This window comes from Aeromonas sp. ASNIH5 (genome assembly GCF_002902865.1).
Lineage (GTDB): Bacteria > Pseudomonadota > Gammaproteobacteria > Enterobacterales > Aeromonadaceae > Aeromonas > Aeromonas caviae.
The window spans coordinates 905,845-926,597 of the sequence record NZ_CP026122.1 but is presented as its reverse complement, the minus strand read 5'-3'; the positions used below and the strand labels follow the sequence as shown (position 1 = coordinate 926,597).

Here is a 20,753-nt window from a genome sequence, read left to right as displayed (position 1 = left end):
CGATGGACGGTGTCTGCCTGGGGCATTGAGCGCTTTGCAGGCACGGCTGCGACACCCGGTGACGCAACCGTGCCACTTGCCTCTGGGGGCTGGCCACCCGGCTGGTAAGCTCGGTGCTGTGCCATGCAGGCACTCTCATCATGGGCGTCGGGTGACCCCGGCGCCGACCTTGACACTCTCGCGGGCACCATGCAGATGTTTTGTTACCTCCGGTTACTGATGTGGCTGGCGCCACTGTGCTGCATGCTGATGCTGGCAAACCAGCCCATGGCGGCGACCTCCGCCGAGGCGCGCAGTGACATGGTGCGCCAGACCGTGCTCGATATCCTCAGTTACACCCGCTGGCCCAGCGAGCCCGCCAGACTTCGGCTCTGCATCACGGCGCCGACGGAATATGCGTCTTCCCTTCTGACCATCGAACGGCAGGCCAATGGCCGACCGGTGGAGGTCCATCGCTACGACATGGACGATGAGGCGCTGATCCAGCGCTGCGATGTCATCTATCTGGGGGTGCTGGCACCGGCACAGCGCCTCTCCCTGTTCGAGCGCCTGCGCGGTCACGCCATCCTCAGCATCAGTGAGCAGAGCCGCGAATGCATCGCCGATGCGGTCTTCTGTCTGCAGGCCGGGGAGGAGAGGGTGCGTTTTCGGGTCAATCTGGATGCGCTGGCCCGCAGCGGTGTGCGAGTGCACCCGGCCGTGCTCAAGCTCGCGCGAGCCGATGAGGAGCTGCGATGACGGTCCATCACGCCACTCCCCGGCTTACCCTGCGACAGAGTCTGGGGCGCACCCACATGATGATCTCCCTGACTGCCGTCTGCATGGCCGGGCTGTTTCTGACCGTCACGGCGCTGCTGGCGCTGCGCCTTTATGCGGATCACAACCTCAAGCTGGTGGCGCGGGCCATCAGCTACACCACTGAGGCGGCCGTGGTCTTCCATGACAAGGAGGCGGCACTGGATGCCCTGGAGACCATCACCTCCCGGGAAGACATAGCCAGCGCCAGCATAGTGCTGCCGGACGGCCAGGTGCTGGCGAGCTGGCGCCGGGACATCACTACCCCCTGGACCACCCTGGAGCAGCACCTGGCCCGCCTGATCCTGCCGGGGCCCGTGGCGCTCCCCATGGTGCGCGAGCACAAGGAGATAGCCAGGGTGCATCTGGTCGGTCACGGCCAGTACCTGTTGCGATTCCTGTTGCAGACCTTGCTGGCTACCCTGGTGTGCCTGCTCATCAGTATTCTCGGGGCACTCCATGTGGCGCGCCGGATGCAGCGCTCCATCACGGCACCCCTCAAGGCCCTGACCGAGGTGGCTTACAACGTCAGCCGCCAGCGGGCCCTCAAGGAGCGGGTGCCGGCGGCCAATATCGCCGAGCTGCACGAGCTGGGTGAGGATTTCAATTCGCTGCTCGATGAGCTGGAAGCCTGGCAGGCTCACCAGAAGCGGGAGAACGCCAGCCTGCTGCATCAGGCAACCCATGATCCCCTGACCGGTCTGCCCAACCGCGCTCTGTTCGAGGCTCGCATGGAGCAGGCCATCCTGGCAGGCAACAAGGGGCATGAAGGTTTTGCCCTGCTCTATCTGGATTGCGATCGTTTCAAGCAGATCAATGACAACCTGGGCCACGGCATCGGCGACGAAGTGCTGATCGCCGTGGCGCGGCGGGTGCAGCATCAGCTCAGGCCCCTGGATCTGGTCTGCCGGCTGGGGGGAGATGAGTTCGTCATCCTCCTGACCCCGATCCATGGGGAGGACGAGGTGCGCGAGGTGATAGGGCGAGTGCAGCAGGCCATGAACACCCCCGTGGTATTGAGTGACGGTCGCCATCTCGGGGTGGGGATCAGCATCGGCTCTGCCCGCTATCCCGAGCAGGGGAAGACGGCGGATGCCCTGCTGCAATGGGCAGACGACGCCATGTATCAAGCCAAACGACAACGCAGGGAGGAGAGAGAAACACGAAAAACGAGCACGTGAAGTTGAACCGGAAATAGTGAAAGGATGATAAGAATGCGCATGTTGAACCCGATCAAAGCGGGCCTGGTGGCACTGTTGCTGAGTGTGCTGGCGGCGTGCCAGAGCCCTCCCCAGGGGCTCACGGCGGAGCAGATCGCCGCCTTGAAGGAGCAGGGATTTCACCTGACCGACGAGGGATGGACCCTGGATATCTCCAACAAGGTGCTGTTCGCCAACAATGTGGGGGCCCTCAACCCCGAGACCCGCCAGGTGGTGGAGAAACTCGGCAAGGCCCTGATTGAGGTAGGACTGAACCGGGCCCGGGTGGACGGTCATACCGACTCCAACGGTGATGAGGCCTACAACCAGCAACTCTCCCTCAAGCGGGCACGGTCGGTGGCCGATGTCCTGGTGTCGGTGGGCATGCCCCAGGGGAACCTGGATATCCGCGGCCGCGGAGAAGAGGCGCCCATCGCCGACAACGCGACCGCTGCCGGACGAGCGGAAAATCGCCGGGTTGCCATCATCATCGGCAATGGCTGACCCCCGCCAGCCGGTATCGGCGCGGCGCTCCCGTCGGGAGCCTTGAATCAACCGCCTGATCCTGTGTGTGCCACCACTCTCCAGTGGGAGAGTGGCTCTCTTACCTTGTTGTTTCACGCCTTTCTTGCCTGACGCGCTGCTGCCCTGATGGGGACAGAGTGACGGCTCAATCCTTCCCGACTTGATCCAGCACAAATACCCGCAACTGATATTCGTTATCATTTGCGTTATTTACGCAGGGTAACCCCAGTGACGACTCTCCAGCTTTCTTCGACCATGACGGGGCTTTGCACCCCGGATCCCCTCAAATTCGCCTTCACCGCCAAGACGTCGGCCCATGCCAGCCGGGGAGGGGCCGCCCCCCTGATGCTGGACGATGCCGGCTGGCAAGCCTGGTGGCAGCAGGAGAGCGAGGCCAAGGCCCGAGCGCTCTATATCCATATCCCGTTTTGCCGCAAGCGCTGCAGTTTTTGCAACTTCTTCGAAAACGGCGCCAATCCGGCGCGCATGAGCCGCTACATGGAGGCACTCTGCGGGTCGCTGCACCAGGCAGCCGAGACGCCGCTCGTCCAGAGCCGGCCTTTCTCGGCGGTCTATGTGGGGGGCGGCACGCCAACCGACATGGCGGCGGGCGATCTCGCCCGCCTGGCCAGCGCCATCCGCCGTTTTCCCCTGACCGTGGATGCGGAGCTGACCCTGGAGGGGCGGCTCAACGGCTTTGATGACGAGAAGTGGCAGACGGCTCTGGCGGGTGGCTTCAATCGCTTCTCGTTCGGCGTGCAGAGTTTTGATACCCGCGTGCGCCAGCAGGCGGCCCGCTTCGATGACAGGGAGACCTTGCTGTCCCGGCTGGCGGCGCTGACCCGCCACAACGAGGCGGTGATCGTGGCGGATCTCATCTTCGGTCTGCCGGGGCAGGATGAGGCCGTGTGGCGCCAGGATATCGCGGATGTGATGGCGAGCGGGGTGCACGGGGTGGATCTCTATCAACTCATCTCCATGGCGGGCACCAACCTGGCGCGCGCCGACGAGAAAGGCACCCTGGGCTGGGCCGCCGATGGCCAGCAGCGGGCAGTCATGTATGCCGACGGGGCTCGGACGCTGGAGGCGGGGGGCTGGGAGCGGCTCTCCTGCAGCCACTGGCGGCGCACCGATGCCGAGCAGAGCCGCTACAACCAGATGGCCAAGTGGGGCGCCGAGATCCTGCCCTTCGGCGCAGGGGCGGGGGGCAACATTCACGGCCACGGCCTCATGTATGGCCGGGATCTGGCGCCCTGGCATGAGGCGCAGGCGAAGGGCGTGCGTGCTCCCGGCATGGTGATGAGGCCCAATCCCGATGCCCGTCTCGACGGGCTGCTGCGAGGGGGGCTCGATACCGGATGGCTGGCGTTGTCGCAATTGCCACAGGGGCTGGTCTCCCACCTGATGCCGCTCTTTGAGGCCTGGCAGCGACACGGGCTGGCACGGCTCTCGGCCGAGCGTCTCGCCCTCACCCTGGCGGGGCGTTTCTGGAACGTCAATCTGCAGGCCGGGTTGTTCGAGTATCTGAGGTGCAATCCACCGGGGGGGACCAAGGGGGGCGAGAAACCATCCGGCCACCCGGGCAAGATGGCCGGTCATGCCCTGGTATAACGGGCTATCGGAGCACAGAAAGGAGGCGGGGGCCTGGTGCAGGCCCCCGCTTTTTGTCAGCGGTTGTCGACCTCGTCCACCCGTACCCGCAGCGCTCCCTCTGCGAGGGTGGTGATCAGGGTCTGGCCTGCATTGACCTGGGATGCGCGGCGGATCACCTCCCCGGAGGGGGTGCGCACGATGGCGTAACCGCGCCCTAGGGTGGCCAGCGGGCTGATGCCGTCGAGGCGGGCTCCCAGCATGGCGAGGCGGTGGCGGGCGAGATCCTGGCGTTTTGCGATGAGGGCATGGAGGCGCCCCTCGGCAAGCTGGTGACGACGTTTGCCGATGGCCAGCCGCTTTTCGGGGCTTCTGGCCTGCAGGCGCATGGCGAGGCCCGCCAGGCGCCGCTCCCCCTGGTGCAGGCGATCACGCAGGTGCTGCTGCAAGCGGCGGTCGAGCTCGTCGAGGCGCTGGGACTGCTGCTCCAGCCGTCGCTTGGGATCCTGATGATCGAGCCGCTTCTGCAGCAGGACGAAGCCATGGCGGGCGGCGACCTGGTGACGGCTCATGGCCTGGGTGAGCCGCTGGCGCAGGTGCATGAGGCGCTGGGCGCGGGTGCTCCTGTCCGGCGCCACCAGCTCGGCGGCGGCAGAGGGGGTGGGGGCACGAAGGTCGGCGGCAAAGTCGCTGATGGTGACGTCCACCTCGTGCCCTACGGCGCTCACCACGGGGATGGCGGAGCCTGCGATGGCCCGTGCCACCGCCTCTTCGTTGAAGCACCAGAGATCTTCAAGGGAACCGCCGCCGCGTCCGACGATGAGCACATCCACCTCGGCTCGGCGGTTGGCAAGCATGATGGCCGAGACGATCTGGGCGGTGGCGGCGCTCCCCTGCACCTGGGTCGGGTAGATGAAGACGGGCAAGTCCGGGGCGCGGCGTTCAAGCACCGTCAGCATGTCGTGCAGGGCGGCGCCGGTGGCGGAGGTGACCAGCCCGACGGCGCGGGGTTCCCGGGGCAAGGGGCGCTTGCGCCCTTCGTCAAAGAGCCCTTCGGCCCCGAGGCGGCGCTTGAGCTCCTCGAAGCGCAGGGCCAGCATGCCATCCCCGGCGGGCTGCATGGACTCGATGATGAGCTGGTAGTCGCCCCGGGGTTCATAGAGGGAGACTCGCGCCTGCACCAGCACCTGCATGCCATCCTGGGGACGGAACGGCACCCGGCGGTTGTTGCCCTTGAACATGGCGCAGCGCACCTGGGCCGACATGTCCTTGAGGGAGAAGTACCAGTGGCCGGAACTTGGCATCGCCAGGTTGGAGAGCTCGCCGGTGAGCCACACCAGCCCCAGATCCTGCTCCAGGATCATGCGCACGGCGCTGTTGAGGCGGGTGACGGTGAAGATCTGCTGTTGTCTGCTCTGACTGGCGGGTTCGAGGTGATTCAAGGCTGGCCCTGCTGTGGTGTCCGCCGGGGCGGGAGAAACGATGGGGGTCATCTTACCCCAGTTGCGCCCATCTGCCGAGCCATGGGCCCGGCAGATGACGCGGAGCCTAGGCTTGTGCCTTGGCCGACTTGATGGCTTTGGCGGGGCTGGTCACCAGCCAGACCGCGAGGCAGACCACGGCGCCGCCGAACACGAAGCCGCCGGTGAGGGTTTCCCCCAGCACCAGATAGCCCCACAGGATGCCGAAGGGCGGAATGAGGAAGGTGACAGTGAGGCTTCGCAGGGGGCCGATGTCGGCGATCAGCCTGAAATAGAGCAGATAGGCGAAGGCGGTGCAGAGGAAGCCGACCGCCAGCACGCTGGCCCAGACCCCAGGCTGGGCCCAGTCGACGGCGGGGCCGGTCGCCAGGGTGTAGCCGAAGAAGGGAAGCAGGAAGAGGACGGCCCCTATCTGGCTGCCAAAGGCCACCAGTTTGGCGTCCAGGCCTCCCCGCTCGGTGACCCAGCGTCTCGTCAGGAAGCCGGCGCAGCCATAGCAGGCGGTGGCGATGAGGCAGGCCAGCACCCCGATGGCCAGTTGGCCGCTCAGGTCGACCTCCCCGGTGGTGGTGATGAGACCGATGCCCACCAGCCCCAGCATCACCCCGGCCCACTTGCGCAAGGTCAGCGCCTCGTGAAAGAAGGAGAAGCCGATGAGGGCGCCCATCAGGGGCGTGGTGGCGTTGAGGATGGCGGAATACCCTGCGGGCAGCCAGAGGGCCGCCACGGCATACATCAGGAAGGGGACGCCGGAGTTGATGATGCCAAGCACCATGATGGATTTGAGCTTGCCCTGAAACTGCATGGGGGTGCGCAGCAGCAGGAGCATGGCGGCGAGCCCGACGAGGGCGAAGAAGACCCGCAGGAAGGTGGTGTTGACCGAGCCGAACGCCGGCGCCGCGATGCGCATGAACAAGAAGCTGGCACCCCAGATGGCTGCCAGCGCGAGCAATCTCCCGTAATCCGATGGTCTCATCGTTTCTCCCTGAATGAACCGCCCTGTTGCCCGAGATGGCAAGGGGGATTGCATCATGGGGGCAAGTGTCCCCGATGGCAACGGCGCCGTGCAGGAGGCAGGGGCTGACCCTGTGCCCGAGGTGATCGCGGAGGGCGGCCATCTTGCTCTCCCCGATGGGGGTGCCCCTCACTTCTGCGCCAGGAAATGAAAGCGCTATCAATCACATACAGCCCATGACGAGGTCGACAGTGGTCACATTTTGCGCGTATTGGCCATGAATTGGCCATGGGGGACTCTAGACTGGTCGGGCTCATCTGAAGGCGGGACGTTGCGGATGGGGGAATGCCGGGACACACCGGCATCACACACAAACAATGAAAATAAAGGACTATCAATGGCTAGATAGATACTCGCGGCCGGATTGTTGGGAACCCTGATCACGGCGCCGAGCACGGCGGCGGAGTGGTTCTTCCGGGGCACCGCGAATGGATGGGCGGCGACCGCCATGACGTCGACGGACGGCGTCAATTTTGATACCTGTCAGCGCTTCGTGAGCGGGGATGCCAGCGGCGGCCCGCGCTTCAAGATAGACAGGTACGGCAACTGGCAGCAGAGCTACCCGGCGGCCGACTACGGGGTCAATGCCAACACGGCGTACCAGATCCGCATCAATGCCAGCACCCAGGCGGTGAGCGCGACGGCGGTGGCCAGTTGCGAGGCCTCGGGGTTTGCCAGCACCTTGCCGCAGCTCAACGTGCGCGGCACCTTCAACGGCTGGGCCAGCCTCCCCATGACCCTGGTGGCGGATCACCTGTGGCAGGTGGAAGCCTACCTGGATGGCAAGGCGAGCCAGCGCCTCAAGTTTGATCAGGCTGGCGACTGGGCCGTCAACTTTGGCGACAGCAACGGCGACGGCGTGCTGGAGAAAAGTGGTGGCGACATTTTCTGGAGCGCCGTGGGCACGGTGCGCATCCAGGTCAACGATCAGACCCTGGCCTACAGCATCACCCCCCTTGGGGATGACAACCAGCCGCCGCTCGCGGTCATCACCCCGGGGGGGACGGTGAACGTGACCCAGGGGGCGTCGCTCACCTTGAGCGGCAGCGACTCCACGGATCCCGACGGCCAGATCGCGAGCTATCTGTGGAGCAGCGGCGAGACCACGGAGAGCATCGTCGTCAACACCACCCAGACCGGCACCTTCACCTATGGCCTTACGGTCACCGACGATCAGGGCGCCAAGGGCAGCAGCAGCGTGAGCGTGGTGGTCGGGGCAGGACAGAGCAGCGACAGCTGGTACTTCCGGGGCACGGCCAACAACTGGGGGCTCACCCCCATGACCAGCGAGGATGGCACCACCTTCTGCACCGAGCAGGCCTTTGGCAGCAACAACCCCCGCTTCAAGATTGACCACAAGGGGGACTGGACCGAGGCGTATCCGGCCCAGGATTACCTGGTCAGCGCCAACACCAGCTATCGCATCTGTTTTGACAGCCTGCGCAAGGCCATCGAGGTGGAGACGCTGGCCGGGGCCGATCTGCAGGCCCCCACGGTGACGGCCACCCCGTCCCCGGGGAGTTATGTGGACAGCCAGTCCATCACCCTGGGAGTGAGTGACGATCAGGACAGTGCCCCCGCCGTGCATTTCACGACGGACGGCAGCCAGCCCACCACGGCATCGGCCCGCTATGCAGGCCAGCCCCTGGTGGCGAGCGACAAGGGGAGCGGCACCGATCTGGTGATCCGCACCCTTGCCATCGACGCCAGCGGCAATCAGCGCGAGCAGCGCTTCGAGTACCGTATCGGCGAGCAGGGGGTGGCGAGCGGCGATTTTCGCGCCGAGAGCATCTACTTCCTGCTGACTGCCCGCTTCTATGATGGCGATGCCAGCAACAACTACTACAACCGGGATCGCTACAAGGCGGGGGATCCCCAGTGGCGTGGCGACTTCAAGGGTTTGATCGCCAAGCTCGACTACATCAAGGATCTCGGCTTCACCGCCATCTGGGTGACGCCGCCGGTGGAGAACCGCTCCGGCCTCGACTACCACGGCTACCATGCCTACGACTTCTACCGGGTCGATCCCCGTCTGGAGTCGCCGGGGGCGGGTTACCGGGAGTTCATCCAGGCGGCCCACGCCAAGGGGCTCAAGGTGATCCAGGATGTGGTGCTCAACCACTCGAGCCAGTACGGCCTGCGCGGCAAGACCTGGATCGATCGCCTGCCCGTCAAATACTACGTACCGGCGGGGTCGAGCCAGGGACTCATCAACAATGGCCCCTATCAGGGCAATCTTGGGGATTACGCCAGCGCCAATCGCTGTGACGACGACAACCCGGCGGCTCCCGACTGGTACAAGGCCCGCTGCCAGTCCGATCCGGCGGGCACCCAGCCCCTGGTAGACCCCAAGACCGGCGCCACCGTGCCGAGCGCAGGCTACAACCCCAACCGCTTCTTCGGCATCGACGCCCAGACCCTGGATCCCGCCTGGTATCACCTGGACGGTTTCATGTCCGGCGGTGACTGGGAGAGCCCGCTTGCCCTGCAGCGCAAGCACATGGCGGGGGACTGCATCGATCTCGCCACCGGCAACCAGAACGTCAAGGACTACCTCAACGGCGCCATTCGTCAGTACCTCGACATGGGGGTCGATGCCATCCGTATCGATACCTTGAAGCACATCGAGCGGGACGAACTGCTGACCTATGTCCACGACTGGCAGGCTCACAAGCCGGGGCTGTTCGTCTTTGGCGAAAACCTGGTCAAGGGCACCGGCTGGGGCTCTGAGCTCGCCAACGACAATGCCTCGGCGGTTATCCGCCCCTGGTGGTACACCCGCACCACGCCGAACCCGGCCGATCCCCGTGCAGGGGGCGATTCCGGCCTCTCAGTGCTGGACTTCTCCCTCTTCTCCACCTTCCGTGACAACGTCACCCGGGGGAACTTTGGTGGGGTAGGGGGGATTTTCGCCATGGACTGGGTCTATGGGGATGCCACCAAGCTCATCACCTTCTTCCAGAACCACGACGTGGGGCCGGACAACGACTTCAAGTACCGCTACGGCGGGGAAGAGGGGAATGCGGCCATGACCTACAACCTGCTCTGGACGGCGCGGGGGATCCCGACCCTCTACTACGGGGAGGAGGTGATGTTCCAGGCGGGCAAGCCCCAGGACATCGACGGGGCCACCATGACGGTGGATCAGACCGGTCGTGCCTACTACGGGGAGGTGCTGGACAACCCCGCCACCCCGAGCCACCCGCTCTATCAGCACATCAAGCGCCTGAACCAGATCCGCAAGGCGGTGCCCGCCCTGCAAAAGGCGCCCATGAGCCAGGTGAACGAGTGGGGGAGCGGCATCAGCTTCGTGCGTGATCTGAGCGCCCAAGGGAGCTACGCTGCCGTGGGCCTTGCGGCCAACTCGGCCCAGCAGATAAACCTGAGTGGCCTGAAGAACGGCACCTACACGGACGCGGTAACCGGTGCGAGCCAGAGCGTCAGCAACGGCAGCCTGAGCTTTGCGGTGCCCGCCTATTCGGCGCGGGTCTGGGTACTGAACGGCCCAGGCAAGGTGGGCGCAGACGGCAAATACCTCAAGTAAGGAAGCCCTGTCACAGGGTGCAGCGAGTCGGCCTTCGGGCCGACTTTTTTATTCTGCCTTCTGCCTGAATGGATGCCCCATCCTGATGGGACTCTGGCTGCGGAGGGGCTGGTGGATGGGCAGACCTGTGGACTCGCGACCAGCACGCTCATGGGCAGGGGGCTAGAGGGAAGGGAAGTGGTGCATCCGCCGCCCGAGTCACTCCATGCTCTGCATATGGCAGTGCTCATGGCAGTGAGCAAAGCGGTGCCCATGTCGCCTTTGCGCCGCGGTGCAAGGCAAACTGTGCCACTCGGTTGATCTATATTGGTGCAATTGCACTTGATTGGTGCGCTCCATCCACATCCGCCCCTGGAGCCCGCCCCGAAGAAACACACCGTTTGGCCCCCGGATTTCCCCCATGACAAGCATCATCCATGCTGAAAAGCGGCATCCTATCGACATGATCTGCCGAAAAACCGGGCTGTGAAGGGGATAGCACGAGGCCTTTTTCGGTGACTCGGGTAAACATGCTGCGCCACTGTGATGGCCGATCACTGAAGTGGTGCATTCGATCTGCACACTGCGCATTTATCGGAATTTAAATCCGATTATTTATGGTATCACGGACTCTTGTTTTGATTGGCGCTCTTTTTGCTGTGCCTTGTCATCCCCATGATGGCGACATCAGGGGGCGGGGGAGCGCAAGATTGGGGGGTGGGGACGGCAAGGTGATCGGGTCGCCGCCATCAGCCCCAATGCGGCCTGGTTGTCGGGCAACGGATGCCACCATCACATCGGATCTAAGGAGTCATATGGAAGGTGAAATGACCATGCAGCCAGCGGCTGCGGGCAGGGGGCTGGCCCATACCCTCAAGGACGATGTCTACGGCATGGTGCTCGGGGTCATGTTTATCGCCGTGGGGCTCAATCTGCTCAAGTGTTCCGGCATGATCACCGGTGGCATCGCGGGCATCGCCCTGCTGATCGCCCATGTCAGCACCCTGCCCATCGGCGTGCTCTTCTTCCTGGTGAACCTGCCCTTCATGGTGTTCTGCTACGTCACCATGGGGCGCGCCTTCACCCTCAAGACGCTGATCGTCAACGTCGCCCTCTCGGCGGCCACCCAGGCGGTGCCGCTGCTGCTGACGGTGAGCTATGTCCATCCCCTGTTTGCCGCCCTGGTGGGGGGAACCTTCCTCGGCATGGGGGTCTTGTCTTTGGCGCGCCACAATGCCTCCGTGGGGGGCACCGGCGTGGTGACGCTCTGGTTGCAACGGCGCACCGGTATCAATGCGGGAAAGAGCCAGATGGTGCTGGATGTGCTGGTGTTTGCGCTCTCTCTGCTCACCCTGCCGCTTCCCCTGCTGCTCTGGTCAACCCTGAGTGCGCTGGCCATGAACGCCATGCTGATGAACTGGCACAAGCCGGGCCGCTATCAGGGGAACTGACCGCCGGTCTGGCTGATGGCCGCGAGGGGAAAAAAGGTCGTTCCGGGAGACTGGCGGCAGAAAGGGGCTCAATGGCAAAAAAGATCATCTTGTCGGGAAAAACGGCATGGTTACGGCTGAATTTATTGGTTTTTTGCCCTGTTGGTGGCGTTAAATCGGGCTACGCCATAAAAAATTCAAAAAACTTCTTTACCACTGCCCAATGCATGAGTAAAATTTGTCGGCAATATTTTACACCCCCACTCCTCAACGGTGAGATATTGCCATGCTCAGGATTGCCAAAGAAGCGCTGACCTTCGACGATGTACTGTTGGTTCCAGCCCACTCCACTGTTCTCCCCAATACCGCCGACCTGCGTACCAAGCTCACGTCTGCGATCACGCTGAATATCCCGATGATCTCCGCTGCCATGGACACAGTGACCGAAGCCCGTCTGGCTATCGCACTGGCCCAGGAAGGCGGTATCGGCTTCATTCACAAGAACATGTCCATCGAGCAGCAGGCTGCCGAAGTGCGCAAGGTCAAGAAGTACGAGAGCGGCGTGGTCAGCGACCCCGTTACCGTGCGCCCTGACATGACCATCGCCCAGATCAAGGAGCTGAGCCACAAGAACGGTTTCGCCGGTTACCCCGTGGTGACTGACGGCAACCAGCTGGTGGGCATCATCACCGGCCGTGACGTGCGTTTCGTCATCGATCTCTCCCAGACCGTCGAACAGATCATGACCCAGAAGGATCGTCTGGTGACCGTGCGTGAAGGGGCCCCTCGTGAAGAGGTGGTGGCCCTGATGCAGAAGCACCGCATCGAGAAGGTGCTGGTGGTCAACGGCGACTTCAAGCTCAAGGGCATGATCACCGTGAAGGACTTCCAGAAAGCCGAGCGCAAGCCCAACGCCTGTAAAGACGAGCGTGGCCGCCTGCGGGTCGGTGCCGCCGTCGGTGCCGGTGCCGGCAACGAAGAGCGCGTCGCCGCCCTGGTGGAAGCCGGTGTGGACGTGCTGCTGATTGACTCCTCCCACGGCCACTCCCAGGGCGTGCTGGATCGTATCAAGGCGACCCGTGAAGCCTATCCTGACCTGCAGATCATCGGCGGCAACGTGGCCACCGGCGCCGGTGCCAAGGCGCTGGTGGAAGCGGGCGTCAACGCCGTCAAGGTCGGTATCGGCCCGGGCTCCATCTGTACTACCCGTATCGTGACCGGCGTGGGCGTGCCCCAGATCACCGCCATCTCCGACGCCGTGGACGCCCTGGAAGGCACTGGCGTGCCGGTGATTGCCGATGGCGGCATCCGCTTCTCCGGTGACGTGGCCAAGGCCATCGCCGCCGGTGCGAGCTGCGTCATGGTGGGTTCCATGTTCGCCGGTACCGAAGAGGCGCCGGGCGAGATCGAGCTCTACCAGGGCCGCTCCTTCAAGTCCTACCGTGGCATGGGGTCCCTGGGCGCCATGTCCAAGGGCTCAAGCGACCGCTACTTCCAGACCGACAACGCCGCCGACAAGCTGGTGCCGGAAGGGATCGAAGGGCGCGTGCCGTACAAGGGCCGCCTCAAGGAGATCATCCACCAGCAGATGGGCGGCCTGCGCTCCTCCATGGGCCTGACCGGCAGCGCCACCATCGACGACATGCGCACCAAGGCCGAGTTCGTGCGCATCTCGGGCGCCGGGATGAAAGAGTCCCACGTTCACGACGTGACCATTACCAAAGAAGCCCCCAACTACCGGATGGGCTGATAAAACGGGGCCCTGCGCCCCGTTTTTCCACCCTTTTTTTATCCCGTGCTTTTTGTGACAACATCAGCCTGATGCAGGAATAAAATGACTAAAGACATTCACGCCCACCGCATCCTTATCCTGGATTTCGGTTCCCAGTACACCCAGCTCATCGCCCGTCGCGTCCGTGAAATCGGCGTCTACTGCGAGCTGTGGGCCTGGGACGTAACCGAAGCGCAGATCCGCGAGTTCAACCCGAGCGGCATCATCCTCTCCGGCGGCCCGGAATCCGTGACCGAGGCGGGCAGCCCGCGCGCCCCCGAGTACGTGTTCAACGCCGGTGTGCCGGTGTTCGGCATCTGCTACGGCATGCAGACCATGTCCGAGCAGCTCGGCGGCAAGGTGCAGTCCTCCAACCTGCGTGAATTCGGCTATGCCCAGGTCGAAGTGCTGGGCCACTCCGGCAAGACCAGCGCTCTCTTGCGCAACATCGAAGACGCCATTGCCGACAACGGCAATGCCCTGCTGGATGTCTGGATGAGCCACGGCGACAAGGTCACCGAGATCCCCGCCGGTTTCACCACCATCGCCCAGACCGCGACCTGCCCCCACGCCGCCATGGCCGACGAAGCCAAGCGCTTCTACGGCGTGCAGTTCCACCCGGAAGTGACCCACACCCGTCAGGGCGCGCGCATGCTGGAGCACTTCGTCAAGGACATCTGCGGCTGCGAGTGCCTCTGGACCCCGGCCACCATCATCGACGACGCCGTTGCCCGCATCCGCGAGCAGGTGGGTGACGACGAGGTGATCCTGGGCCTCTCCGGCGGCGTGGACTCCTCCGTGGTCGCCATGCTGGTGCACCGCGCCATCGGCGACCGCCTCACCTGCGTCTTCGTCGACAACGGTCTGCTGCGCCTGAACGAAGGCCAGCAGGTGATGGACATGTTCGGCGATCACTTCGGACTGAACATCATCAAGGTCGACGCCGAAGAGCGCTTCCTCTCCGCTCTCGCGGGCATCGACGAGCCGGAAGCCAAGCGCAAGACCATAGGCCGCGTCTTCGTCGAAGTGTTCGACGACGAGTCCAAGAAGCTCAAGAACGCCAAGTGGCTGGCCCAGGGCACCATCTACCCGGACGTCATCGAATCCGCTGCCAGCAAGACCGGCAAGGCCCACGTCATCAAGTCCCACCACAACGTCGGCGGCCTGCCGGAAGAGATGAAGATGGGTCTGGTGGAGCCGCTGCGCGAGCTGTTCAAGGACGAAGTGCGCCGCGTCGGCCTCGAACTCGGCCTGCCCTACGACATGCTCTACCGTCACCCCTTCCCGGGTCCGGGTCTGGGCGTGCGGGTGCTTGGCGAGGTGAAGAAAGAGTACTGCGACTTGCTGCGCAAGGCTGACGCCATCTTTATCGAAGAGCTGCGCAAGGCCGACCTCTACAACCAGGTCAGCCAGGCGTTCGCCGTCTTCCTGCCGGTGCGTTCCGTTGGCGTCATGGGCGATGGCCGCAAGTACGACTGGGTCATTGCGCTTCGCGCCGTCGAGACCATCGACTTCATGACCGCCCACTGGGCTCACCTGCCGTACGACTTCCTCGGCCACGTGTCGAACCGCATCATCAACGAGATCAACGGCATCTCCCGCGTGGTGTACGACGTCTCCGGCAAGCCGCCCGCGACTATCGAGTGGGAATAAGGGTAAATCCCTCTCCCTGCGATCACGCAAAACTGTCAAAAAGGCGCCCTTGAGGCGCCTTTTCTTTTTCCAATCGTTTGCGAGAAAATTTTGCCCCTGGCGCAGGGGTTGAGGGCCCTGTTGCCAATGTTGTCGTGGTGAGTTCCGGAGTCGATCGGCGGAGTGTCTCGGACTTGCAAGAACGCGTTGCATTGGTGCCTTGCTATGGCGTTGCTAGTGGGACCCTAGGTGTATTTCATCACAAATTTGTTAATGTCCGACCAGGGGCTTGTGGAAGGTGCTTCAAGTCCAGGAGTGCTTGCTGTCACGCAGTTGGTGGGCGAGTGACTTCTTGCTGGCCCAAGACGCTATCAAGAGGGCTTTCTTCCAGCAAACAGTCTTCTGTGTGGATGATCTTGTTTTATCAACGGGTCGAAGGAGCCACAGGACATAGGATGCCCACGCTCCGCTGCACCACCGTACTCGAATTGGCTGTTCAACATCCTACCGAGAAATGACAGGTGATAACTAGATCTGTATAGACAAGGATTAGCTCGATTAATGGAAAGATGGACATATCATTATTTTGTCTGCCGCAATAAGCTTGTAAACCGTGTGTAGTTCAGTTGAAATGAATGAACTTCAAGGCGCCATCACAGAACTCCAACACCAAAGCATCACTATGTATAGGCTGTTGAATGATCAAAATGACTTGAAAAATTTTCGTCTGTGTGTTTTCGATTTTTAAGGGGGCGTTAATTCCGTATCATATGATAAAGACAATCACTTCTCTAACACGCAGGCTGGCTAATCGCCTTGATAGCCTAGTGTCTTGGCTGGAAAGTAAAGACCGCTCCGCCAACACTCCATCTAAGTTCGTGGACCTTGCACCCACTGATGAGGCAGACAAGACTGGCGTGTATTCCGAAGCGATTCTGTTTGCTACAAACAATAGGAAGGTCTCCAACATTGCTCTAACTGGTCCTTATGGCTCAGGAAAAAGCAGTATTATCCAATCTTTCTTACTGAAATATCGGCGGCCTGCGCTTCATATTTCTTTGGCTTCGTTCGTTCCAGAGACCGATTCGGAGGGAGGGAAGGTGAGCCGCCAAGAGATTGAGAGAAGTATTCTGCAACAGATGCTGTATGGGGCCGATGCAAACAGACTTCCACTATCACGATTTAAAAGAATTCAGTCTCCAAGTGCATTGGCTATATTTAAATCTCTCTTCATAATGCTTGGTATTTTCTCACTTTGGTACGTTTTTCATCAGCGAGAGTATATTGTCAGTGGCACTTACTTTACTCCATTCGAAATCAGCAATGGCATAAATATTGCCATATTTACTCTTGCAGTAGTATTTTTCTGGGGAGCGTTACATCATTTTTATGTTGCTAGCTTCGGATTGTCACTAAAAAGCATCTCGTTAAAAGATATTGAAATAAAGCCAGCGTGCGATGACCAAACCTCTATATTAAATAGGCACCTAGATGAAATTGTCTATTTTTTCCAATCAACGAATTACGATCTTGTGATTATTGAAGATCTAGACCGATTTGATAACGCAGAGATCTTTGTAACGCTGCGTGAGATTAATAGCCTAGTGAACGAGAATGCAGGTGTGAAACGCACCATCAGATTCCTCTACGCCCTACGCGACGACATGTTTATCAATACAGATAGAACAAAATTCTTCGAATTCATTATACCTGTTATACCGATCATCAACACATCGAATTCGATTGATATGGTATTGGCGCAAGGAAAGCGACTTGATCTCGATGGGCGCCTTGATAGACAGTTTTTGAGAGAAGTGTCACGATATCTGAATGACCTCAGGTTGATTCAGAATATATTTAATGAATACGCTATTTATGTGGCGAATTTGGAAACTGATGGGGATAATCTGCTTGATGCCAACAAGCTCCTCGCGATATTGATCTATAAAAACGTCTATCCAAGGGACTTTGAGCAACTACACCGCGGCGCGGGTACTCTTGCTGGAATATTAAACCAGCAGGATAAACTGATTGAGTCTGGTGAATCTACCTATAGGGCAGAAATTACGGAAATCGAAAAGCAGCTTGACATTGCTGAGCGACAGACACCCTCGAATTTGAGAGAATTACGGCAAATCTATGCTATGGCCCTAATAGAGAAGCTTCCAACGAATGCCATCAGCGTGAGTCATAACCAGCAAGCGTGGATTGAACTTTTCCAGCTGGTCAGCAACGATGAGTTCGAACAGCTGATAGGAGCTTCGCGTATCTATTACCGCTACTCCAATAATCATTACTCCCAGCCAACCGATATTTCCAAATTGCAAAGCGAGGTGGACCCTCAGAAATCCTACCAAGAACGCAAAGCGGAGATCGAAAGTAAAGCGATTGATAATAAGAATAAAATATTACGCCGAATTCACGACTTAAGATCAAAAATTGCAGCGCTTCGCACAACTAAGCTCAATGAACTGTTGCGTTTGAACGCCGATCGTGTGCAGGGGCTCTTCGACAATTTCGGAGAAAACGGGGAGCTTGCCCGCTTCTTGATTTTAGAAGGTCATCTTGATGATACCTACTACCAATATACCTCACTCTTTCACTCGGGCCGCTTGTCACCTAATGACAATAAGTTTCTTATCCAGATTCGAGCATTTGTTACCCCTGATCCAGGTTTTCCTATCGATAATCCACATGAAGTTATCGCTGCGATGCGAGATGAGGACTTCCGGCAAAACTATGTCTTGAACATTAAACTTGTCGATAGTCTCCTAAGTGACCGGCGCCGATACTTTGTCCAATTGCGAAAGTTTTTTAATTTTATATCCTCAGAATTCGAGAATTGCGAGAGTTTCTTTGACTCTTATTATACAAGTGGTCGCGATATTGCAGGGCTACTTTCGGGACTAGCCAACGCTCATGTACAGGACCTTAAGCGGCGAGTCCATTTAAAACGCCTTCCAAGGTCCTGTTCTGTATCGACTTTCTCTGCTTGGTTCGGCAGGCGTTCTTGGCCAAATAATCGGCAGCCCATTCCAATCTTTCCCTTATTTCTGTCAGCGCCCTATGGGCCACTGCTTCCAATAGCGGTAGCCACCACGTCGCACTGTTCTTCGACGCTTTCAGCATCGATAGCGCCCCACTCATCACACTCTGCGCGACCCGTCTCTTCATCACCAGCGACAGCAGGCTCGTCCACACCAACCCCTCGGCAATCGCTTTCTCGCCCGTCACAAACCCCTTGAGCCGGTTGTGCGATTTCCACTCTTTAAATAACAACTCCACCTGCCAACGGCAGCGATACAGGCTCATCACCTGCTCTGCTGACCATGCTGCTCGCGGTAGGTTCGTCATCCACAGACAGAACCGCTTTTCCTCAGCAAACCAGCGCCGGATCAACCGGTACTCGACCTGGCCGGACTTCACCACCATATCCAGTACCTCGGCCCGACAGCGTCGCCGTCCGGCCTCTCTCAGAGATAGTCCCGCCAGCTTGGGTACTTCCCGTCCATCACCGCGCCAGGCTTGGATTATCTTGGGGTTCAGGCTTTTCGTGCCGCGCACCAGATAAAATCCGCCAGCGTCGTTCACCTGCTCAAACCAAGCCCTGTCAATGTAACCTGCGTCAGCCAGCAGCAGGCAGTTGGTCAGCGTGTGGGCTTCAGGCAGAAATTGCCGTTCCCCTGCGGTATCGGCAGACACACTCATGCACAACGGGCTCTGCTCCGACAGTGACATGGTCATATGGCACTCGATAGCTGCCGGACTGATGGTCTTGAACCGGCCGGGAAAATCAGCAGCAAGGCGCCGATGCACCGCAAAGGAGGTGCCATCGTGCAGTAACACCTGCTTGAACGCGCCGAGGGAGGCTGCTTTGAGTTGATGGTCGATACGCAAGGCGATGGCCCGCTCGACCAGGGCTTTCATAAACAGGGCAAAGCTCTCTTTGCGCAGCTGATTGTGAAACGGTTTGTAAGAAACCTGATGGGTGTTTACCAGTTGCAAGGCATTGAAATGGCGGTGTAAACCGGCAATGTCATTGACCTGGTCGCCTCCCATGGCCCGCAGCAGTGCAGGTACGAGCATGGCTGGGGTAATGGCACGCTGACGCAGACAAAACTTGCAGAGCCGAGCAATGCGCTCGAGTGCGGCGGGAGCCAAGAGTTGCTCCAGATAGTAATTAGCGTTGATAATAGTCATAGGCTTCGCGCGTGTTGATTTTGTTTGGCGATAAAATCAGATCACAAACGAAGCCTTTTTTATATCTATTTCAATTGGTTGCCGCTAAAGATCCTGTACATGAGCCAACGCTTGGAAAGGACTTGTTCCTAATATTATGGCAAGCCCTAACAATATACCCCATGTAACCCAATTAGTTTCTAACCTGCCAGAAAGTCAGCTCGAAGAGCTGGCAAATAGCTTCGAAGAACTACCAGTATTTGTTTCGGAGAACCTCCCCGAAATTTTGATCAACTCACCTGAACTTTCACCAGATCGTCTGGTATGTCTCGGCTTTGAGATCAAAAATATGGCTGTAATCAAAGAGCATTCCGAGATTGTACATACCATGTTCGAGAAGGAGCGCTTCGAACTTACCATCGACAATCTGGAGTATATCTATCAGGCCATATTGGGAGAGAAGGATCTCGAGCAACTACGCGAGAGAAATTTCACTACTATACGTTCGACGAATAACACAACTTTGATGAAACGGATCGAACGCGATTTCGAACGCTACCTACATGATATCCTTGTGGTGCTTGAAGGGAATTCCAAGGAGGATGCCTCGGCTATTCTTGCCGTTATGCAGCATGAAGGACTTGATCAGGATGATCTACTAAAATTTCTTGAACGACAGACGACCTTGTTGCCAACGTTAGCGGATATTCCAGAGAAATTGCACGCAACACTGTTCAAGTTAGGTTTGATCGAGCCAACTTGGCTGAACTGTCTATCTTTTATAGAAAGTAAAGAATTCGTGGCGGAGAGTTTAACAGGGTATCTTGATCAAGATACTGTCCGTACCGCTATCCTGAAACAGCCTATTCCTAGTGATGATGATTCACAGAGACTGCGTCGCTTCCTCTTCAATGCCGGCTCTCTGTCTGACTCCGCCTATAAAGAATATATTCATGCTCTACCAAAGCCGTTCACAAAACTACCAGAAGGGTTTGCACCTGCAAAGCTTCGCATTCTGATTGATGAAGGTAAAATCATCTTCAGTAATGAGAGTTTTGATGCACTCGCTGGTAACAAGGAGCTACAGGTTTTATTTATAGCAGCAAACATCGATACATACCTTGAAGAGCCAGATGAGTTCGCTCTCGATGATGATTTTAGAGAAAATCTTCTTCGCGCTGAAATTGATAATAAAGCCAAACTTAGGATTATTGATTTGATGAATCTGGAGGTACTTGTCAACCACCCTGAACGGTCGGCTCTCATCGGTAAAATTATTAACAGTACTGATGCCAACCTATCCAATATCAATAGTGGTGTTGCTCATTCCTTAGTCATTAACTCCATGCCTATTGCGACGAAAATTTCACTGTTTAATAAATATCATTCACTCATGACGGATGACGAAGTGCGTTTTGTCTTGGCAAATCTACCGAAGCCATATTCGGAAATAAAAGTTGGATACAATATTCCGGTTTTGAAGAAAACTCCTGAGAATCAGGCTCTTGTCATATGGCTTGACTCAAGAAACATTATATCGTCTTGGCGTGAGAGCCCTATCTTCACTGACGAGATAAGAGTGAATCTTTATAGGCGCTGATCATGTACAGGAC

At 59.1% G+C, this 20,753-nt stretch carries 12 protein-coding genes and 1 pseudogene; 10 read left to right on the top strand and 3 right to left on the bottom strand.

All coding sequences use genetic code 11. The annotated features are described in order from the left end of the window. Positions 1-195: 195 nt before the first annotated feature. The 4 genes from C2U30_RS04100 to hutW all read left to right on the top strand — a co-directional run bounded on the left by C2U30_RS04100 (position 196) and on the right by hutW (position 4,130). Positions 196-738 (top strand): YfiR family protein, encoded by a 543-nt coding sequence (locus C2U30_RS04100; RefSeq protein ID WP_233721063.1) that lies wholly within the window; start codon positions 196-198, stop codon positions 736-738. Further along, positions 735-1,976, top strand: coding sequence for a diguanylate cyclase domain-containing protein (locus C2U30_RS04095; RefSeq protein ID WP_103243227.1), 1,242 nt, complete (start codon positions 735-737; stop codon positions 1,974-1,976). The genes C2U30_RS04100 and C2U30_RS04095 overlap by 4 nt, the downstream gene beginning before the upstream one ends. Before the next feature lie 33 nt (positions 1,977-2,009). Beyond that, positions 2,010-2,498: an OmpA family protein gene (locus tag C2U30_RS04090; protein WP_010674543.1), complete on the top strand. Its 489-nt coding sequence runs from the start codon at positions 2,010-2,012 to the stop codon at positions 2,496-2,498. A gap of 276 nt (positions 2,499-2,774) precedes the next feature. After that, a complete protein-coding gene (gene hutW, locus C2U30_RS04085) occupies positions 2,775-4,130 on the top strand; it encodes a heme anaerobic degradation radical SAM methyltransferase ChuW/HutW (RefSeq protein ID WP_103243226.1) in 1,356 nt (451 codons plus the stop codon). A 56-nt stretch (positions 4,131-4,186) separates the two neighbouring features. Here the strand turns inward: hutW and xseA are convergent, their stop codons facing one another. Then, a complete protein-coding gene (gene xseA, locus C2U30_RS04080) occupies positions 4,187-5,473 on the bottom strand; it encodes an exodeoxyribonuclease VII large subunit (protein ID WP_233721113.1) in 1,287 nt (428 codons plus the stop codon). A gap of 184 nt (positions 5,474-5,657) precedes the next feature. After that, positions 5,658-6,566, bottom strand: a complete 909-nt coding sequence (locus C2U30_RS04075) for a DMT family transporter (RefSeq protein WP_103243224.1) — start codon at positions 6,564-6,566, stop codon at positions 5,658-5,660. Between the two features lie 403 nt (positions 6,567-6,969). Here C2U30_RS04075 and C2U30_RS04070 point away from each other — a divergent pair, with 403 nt between their 5' ends. The 5 genes and pseudogenes from C2U30_RS04070 to C2U30_RS23075 all read left to right on the top strand — a co-directional run. Further along, complete coding sequence (locus C2U30_RS04070; protein WP_233721061.1) at positions 6,970-10,149, top strand: alpha-amylase family glycosyl hydrolase; 3,180 nt, start codon at positions 6,970-6,972, stop codon at positions 10,147-10,149. A 794-nt stretch (positions 10,150-10,943) separates the two neighbouring features. Then, the gene (locus tag C2U30_RS04065) at positions 10,944-11,579 is read left to right on the top strand and encodes a YitT family protein (protein WP_010674548.1); all 636 of its coding nucleotides are present in this window, start codon (positions 10,944-10,946) and stop codon (positions 11,577-11,579) included. A gap of 265 nt (positions 11,580-11,844) precedes the next feature. Continuing rightward, positions 11,845-13,308 carry an IMP dehydrogenase gene (gene guaB / locus C2U30_RS04060; protein WP_103243222.1) on the top strand — a complete coding sequence of 488 codons (1,464 nt, stop codon included), beginning with the start codon at positions 11,845-11,847 and terminating at the stop codon, positions 13,306-13,308. 84 nt (positions 13,309-13,392) lie between these two features. After that, a complete protein-coding gene (gene guaA / locus C2U30_RS04055; RefSeq protein ID WP_042075534.1) occupies positions 13,393-14,982 on the top strand; it encodes a glutamine-hydrolyzing GMP synthase in 1,590 nt (529 codons plus the stop codon). Between the two features lie 749 nt (positions 14,983-15,731). After that, a pseudogene (locus tag C2U30_RS23075) lies at positions 15,732-16,901 on the top strand (YobI family P-loop NTPase); the annotation flags it as partial. A 991-nt stretch (positions 16,902-17,892) separates the two neighbouring features. Here C2U30_RS23075 and C2U30_RS04045 read toward each other — a convergent pair. After that, positions 17,893-19,161 (bottom strand): IS4-like element ISApu1 family transposase, encoded by a 1,269-nt coding sequence (locus tag C2U30_RS04045; protein WP_011191342.1) that lies wholly within the window; start codon positions 19,159-19,161, stop codon positions 17,893-17,895. Positions 19,162-19,297: 136 nt separating this feature from the next. Here C2U30_RS04045 and C2U30_RS04040 point away from each other — a divergent pair, with 136 nt between their 5' ends. Then, a complete protein-coding gene (locus C2U30_RS04040) occupies positions 19,298-20,740 on the top strand; it encodes a hypothetical protein (protein WP_199767339.1) in 1,443 nt (480 codons plus the stop codon). Positions 20,741-20,753: the final 13 nt, after the last annotated feature.

Excerpts from the sequence above, each read along its gene's own strand:
- C2U30_RS04100 (WP_233721063.1), top strand. The coding sequence starts at position 196 with ATGTTTTGTTACCTCCGGTTACTGATGTGGCTGGCGCCACTGTGCTGC.
- C2U30_RS04095 (WP_103243227.1), top strand. The coding sequence starts at position 735 with ATGACGGTCCATCACGCCACTCCCCGGCTTACCCTGCGACAGAGTCTG.
- C2U30_RS04090 (WP_010674543.1), top strand. The coding sequence starts at position 2,010 with ATGCGCATGTTGAACCCGATCAAAGCGGGCCTGGTGGCACTGTTGCTG.
- hutW (WP_103243226.1), top strand. The coding sequence starts at position 2,775 with ATGACGGGGCTTTGCACCCCGGATCCCCTCAAATTCGCCTTCACCGCC.
- xseA (WP_233721113.1), bottom strand. The coding sequence starts at position 5,473 with ATGATCCTGGAGCAGGATCTGGGGCTGGTGTGGCTCACCGGCGAGCTC.
- C2U30_RS04075 (WP_103243224.1), bottom strand. The coding sequence starts at position 6,566 with ATGAGACCATCGGATTACGGGAGATTGCTCGCGCTGGCAGCCATCTGG.
- C2U30_RS04065 (WP_010674548.1), top strand. The coding sequence starts at position 10,944 with ATGGAAGGTGAAATGACCATGCAGCCAGCGGCTGCGGGCAGGGGGCTG.
- guaB (WP_103243222.1), top strand. The coding sequence starts at position 11,845 with ATGCTCAGGATTGCCAAAGAAGCGCTGACCTTCGACGATGTACTGTTG.
- guaA (WP_042075534.1), top strand. The coding sequence starts at position 13,393 with ATGACTAAAGACATTCACGCCCACCGCATCCTTATCCTGGATTTCGGT.
- C2U30_RS04045 (WP_011191342.1), bottom strand. The coding sequence starts at position 19,161 with ATGACTATTATCAACGCTAATTACTATCTGGAGCAACTCTTGGCTCCC.
- C2U30_RS04040 (WP_199767339.1), top strand. The coding sequence starts at position 19,298 with ATGGCAAGCCCTAACAATATACCCCATGTAACCCAATTAGTTTCTAAC.